5 protein-coding genes are annotated in these 3,815 nt (G+C 37.7%); 1 reads left to right on the top strand and 4 read right to left on the bottom strand.

Annotated elements, in window-relative coordinates; genetic code table 11:
* On the top strand, positions 1-1,047 hold a 1,047-nt coding region (locus AC33VI_RS22990), incomplete at its 5' end, for a prolyl oligopeptidase family serine peptidase (RefSeq protein ID WP_491784590.1).
* Here AC33VI_RS22990 and AC33VI_RS22985 read toward each other — a convergent pair.
* The 4 genes from AC33VI_RS22985 to AC33VI_RS22970 all read right to left on the bottom strand — a co-directional run.
* Complete coding sequence (locus AC33VI_RS22985) at positions 1,044-1,889, bottom strand: hypothetical protein (protein WP_491784589.1); 846 nt, start codon at positions 1,887-1,889, stop codon at positions 1,044-1,046. The genes AC33VI_RS22990 and AC33VI_RS22985 overlap by 4 nt on opposite strands.
* Before the next feature lie 201 nt (positions 1,890-2,090).
* The gene (locus tag AC33VI_RS22980; RefSeq protein WP_491784588.1) at positions 2,091-2,384 is read right to left on the bottom strand and encodes a hypothetical protein; all 294 of its coding nucleotides are present in this window, start codon (positions 2,382-2,384) and stop codon (positions 2,091-2,093) included.
* Between the two features lie 283 nt (positions 2,385-2,667).
* Positions 2,668-3,294, bottom strand: a complete 627-nt coding sequence (locus AC33VI_RS22975) for a DciA family protein (protein WP_491784587.1) — start codon at positions 3,292-3,294, stop codon at positions 2,668-2,670.
* 28 nt (positions 3,295-3,322) lie between these two features.
* Positions 3,323-3,815, bottom strand: a 493-nt coding sequence (locus AC33VI_RS22970) for a purine nucleoside phosphorylase YfiH/LACC1 family protein (RefSeq protein ID WP_491784586.1), incomplete at its 5' end; no start/stop codon positions are given.

Here is a 3,815-nt window from a genome sequence, read left to right as displayed (position 1 = left end):
TTTGTTGCTGACTACCTCAAAGACGCGCGATCGCAAGTTAAGATCTTTAATCTAGATGGTAGTTTCGCTCGGGAAGTAGAATTACCAGGAATTGGATCTGTAGGAGGTTTTGGGGGCAAAAGAGAAGATACTGAAACTTTCTATACCTTTACCAATGCCACTACTCCTCCAACTATTTATCGCTACGATATGGTGACGGGAGAAAGCAAAATATTTCGCCAACCCCAAGTAGACTTTAATCCCGATAACTACGAAACCAAACAAGTATTTTATAGCAGCAAAGATGGGACAAAAATCCCCATGTTTATTACCCACAAAAAGGGAATTAAACTAGATGGTACTAACCCCACTTATCTCTATGGCTATGGTGGGTTTAATATTTCTCTGACCCCTAGTTTTGCCGTTAGCAACTTAGTCTGGCTGGAGATGGGAGGAATTTTTGCTGTCCCTAATTTACGCGGTGGCGGTGAATATGGCGAAGCTTGGCATCAAGCAGGAATGAAAGATAAAAAACAAAATGTCTTTGATGATTTTATTTATGCAGCCCAATGGCTAATCGAACATAAATATACTAATAGGTCAAAAATTGCGATCGCAGGGGGAAGTAATGGCGGTTTGCTAGTTGGTGCTTGCATGACTCAACGCCCCGATTTATTTGCGGTTGCTCTTCCTGCGGTGGGAGTATTGGATATGTTGCGCTTCCACAAATTTACGATTGGTTGGGCTTGGTGTCCCGAATATGGCAACCCAGAAGAGGAAGCAGATTTTAAAACTCTTTATGCTTATTCTCCTTTACACAATCTCAAGCCAGGTACAAATTATCCCGCCACGATGATAACCACAGCCGATACAGACGATCGCGTTGTCCCAGCCCATAGTTTTAAATTTGCAGCTGCCTTGCAAGCTGCCCATAGAGGAAACAACCCAGTTTTGATTCGGATTGAGACCAAAGCGGGACATGGTGCGGGGAAACCCACTACCAAAATTATTGCAGAAGCTGCGGATAAATGGGCGTTTTTAGTGGCTAATTTAGATTTATCTTGTTAATTTAGTTGCTGAAATTGTTCTAATAAATTATCTAGTTGAGATTGTCTTTGTTTGAGAATTGCTTCTACTTCTTTAGATCTTCTTTCTAGTTCTAAAACTTCTAATTCTACTAGTCTTTGTTCTCTTTCTGTAGAACGCAATTCTTGATTTTGACGCAACTCGACTCTTTTTTCTGCTAAACCAGCACCGTAATAATTATCTTGCCATTCGACGATGCGATCGAATTCTTCATTTCTGAGTTTATGGCTGAGATTATTAAAAGTTTTTTCCGAAACTATTTCTCCGCTGTGCTTAGAATTTTCTACAAAAAATGTCGCATAAATCTCTGGAGAAACAGTCCTTAAATAGGTATTAGCGATCGCTTTATCGACCGATTTCAACTGAACATATTTATCAATAATTTCTGCTGCGTTTTTCTCTTTGGCACATTGTCTAATAGACTGCAAACTTGGCTGGAATTCTTCAGGAAGTGAACCATTATTATCGCTAAAATTAAAACCTACTGCCCCCACTCCTAAACCACCACCAGCAGAACGAGAAAAAGAGATAATTTGTTCCCCACAAGTGAGGGCTGCACTACCAGGAGGAATCGATAGACGACCTCGATAACTATTACTCCAGAAATTATCTCTCGCCTCTTCTTCACTGACAGTTACATTAGATGTATTGCCATTAGAACTTTGTCCTTGAGTTTGCGAACCCGATTTTTGAACGCTGATATCTACGTTTTCATTATTATTGTTAACTACGCTTTCTGTACTCTGAGCTTGAACCCGAGCAATATACGAGAATAATAAAATATTAGTTATGGATAAAAATGTTAATAGCTGCTTGATTTTCATCTCAATCGAAATATAGGGGTTAATTCTAGCTGAATTTTATAGTTTGAACCTATTTTCCGATCTTTTGTTGACAGTCTATATAAATCTTTGGCGAAGAATTAAAGAAAAATGTATCGGTATAGAAAAATTATATTTTCTGCACCAATCAAAAAAATTATCTAATACTAAATCAAATTTTAGTAATTTATTAAATTGAATAATTTATTCCGACTTGTGAGAAATTGTTGTCTGAAAATTGTCTTCAATTTTTATTTCTAAACTAGATGTTGGTACGGGGGTATTTTGATGAGATGTTTGTTCTATAGAAGTTTCTAAATGAAAGATATCTTCTAATTTTTGAAGAGTTGTTTCAAAAGGAGAACTGGCAAAAGTACAAGCTTTCCAACTACCTTCGACTGGTACATCCAACATTTGACATTGACCGCCTCTGCGACCTTCTGAATTATAAAAGCGACAGTAGCGACAGGCTGAAGCTACAAAATTAATTTCTTTCATTTATTTTTATATAGAATTGGCTTTATTCCATTCCGATATTTCTATTTTGCACTTAAGCCTCCATCCTATCGATCCCAGTCAGGTTGATGTATAGCAAGGGTTTGAGCGATCCCCAAAGACAAAATAGTTTTATATTGTCTTTATAATCGATTGATAAATAGACATCAAAGAAATAGAAAAAGTATCAAACAATACAGTTTTTTCTAGGTAAAAATATGGAGACTAGGAGAAAAAACCTATGGGGATCGAGAATAAATAGGGAGCTAGCCTTTTACTATTTAATTTATTTTGACTCTGGAAAATTGGGCGGGCGATATTCTTGAGACCATTTTTGCGCCACACATAAATAACATGAATTCCAACGTTCTATTTCTCCTGTAGGGGTTGGAGAACCACAATTAGAACAAAGTACTAAAGATGAGGAATTATTGATATTTTGGCTAATTTTGTTGAGCCAACGTCTTGCTCTTAATTTAGCTCTTTTTGGGGCATCGTCTTCTGGTTGAATATTCTGGAATTCTTGTTTTACTAGAGAAACTTTTCTGAGATTTTGATTAGATTTGTGATAAGAAGCAAGTTTAAATAAGGTTGATGGCGAATTTAGGTTGTCAGTTGTTTGCTCCCAATCCGAAGAGGAAAAACGAATATCTTTGAGAGAAGAAGACAATTGTTGGTTCAATCTTTTGAGTAAACCATAACGCTGGAAAGAAAGTTCTTGGGCTCTAGCAGCACTGTTGGTCGCAACAAAAAGTATTTGTCTTTGAATATAAAGCGGACGAGTATGCTTCGCTGTATCTTTATTAACAATATTATGCCAACATTTTAAGAGTTGGCGATAGCTACGAAAATTTTCCCAGCCTGGTTGTTGTTCTAGTTGGTTTAATATGCGATCGATCGAATTGAAATCCAAGGTTTTGTTCGTTACTAGTTGTTAATTGTTAATTATTAGCGATCGCCTGATGTTCGATGGTCGATGAAACAATACCCGACCATTGGACTTTTTTTTCTCCCGTGCGTCGATAGGAAAAAAAGCGATCGCTCTGTTGGTAAGTACAAAAATCTTCGGCGAGGGCAATTTGTTGGGGATGGAGGTTTGCTTGTTCTAATTGTATTTGATTTACTCTAGGTACGCTGAGGCGAACTTTACCAGGCAATTTATCCTCTAAGACGGGGGAATTGGGTATCTGTTTTAATTCTGCTAAAATCTCTAGATCGGATTTATTCTTAGTATCGGCAATAATAGTTTTGCCCACTTCGATCGCTACCTCATAGTCTACTTGATAAAGTTTACCGCCAATTGCAGGACCGATCGCAATACGCAAATTTTCTCCCTTGCTGCCAAATTCTACAAAACGGGCGATCGCTACTTTTACAATTGATTGAGACGTACCCCGCCAACCCGCATGAATCGCACAAACTCTCCCAGTCTGA

The organism is Waterburya sp. (genome assembly GCF_058530065.1).
The sequence above is the reverse complement of the archived record's forward strand: the minus strand, read 5'-3'. Positions and strand labels throughout refer to the sequence as shown.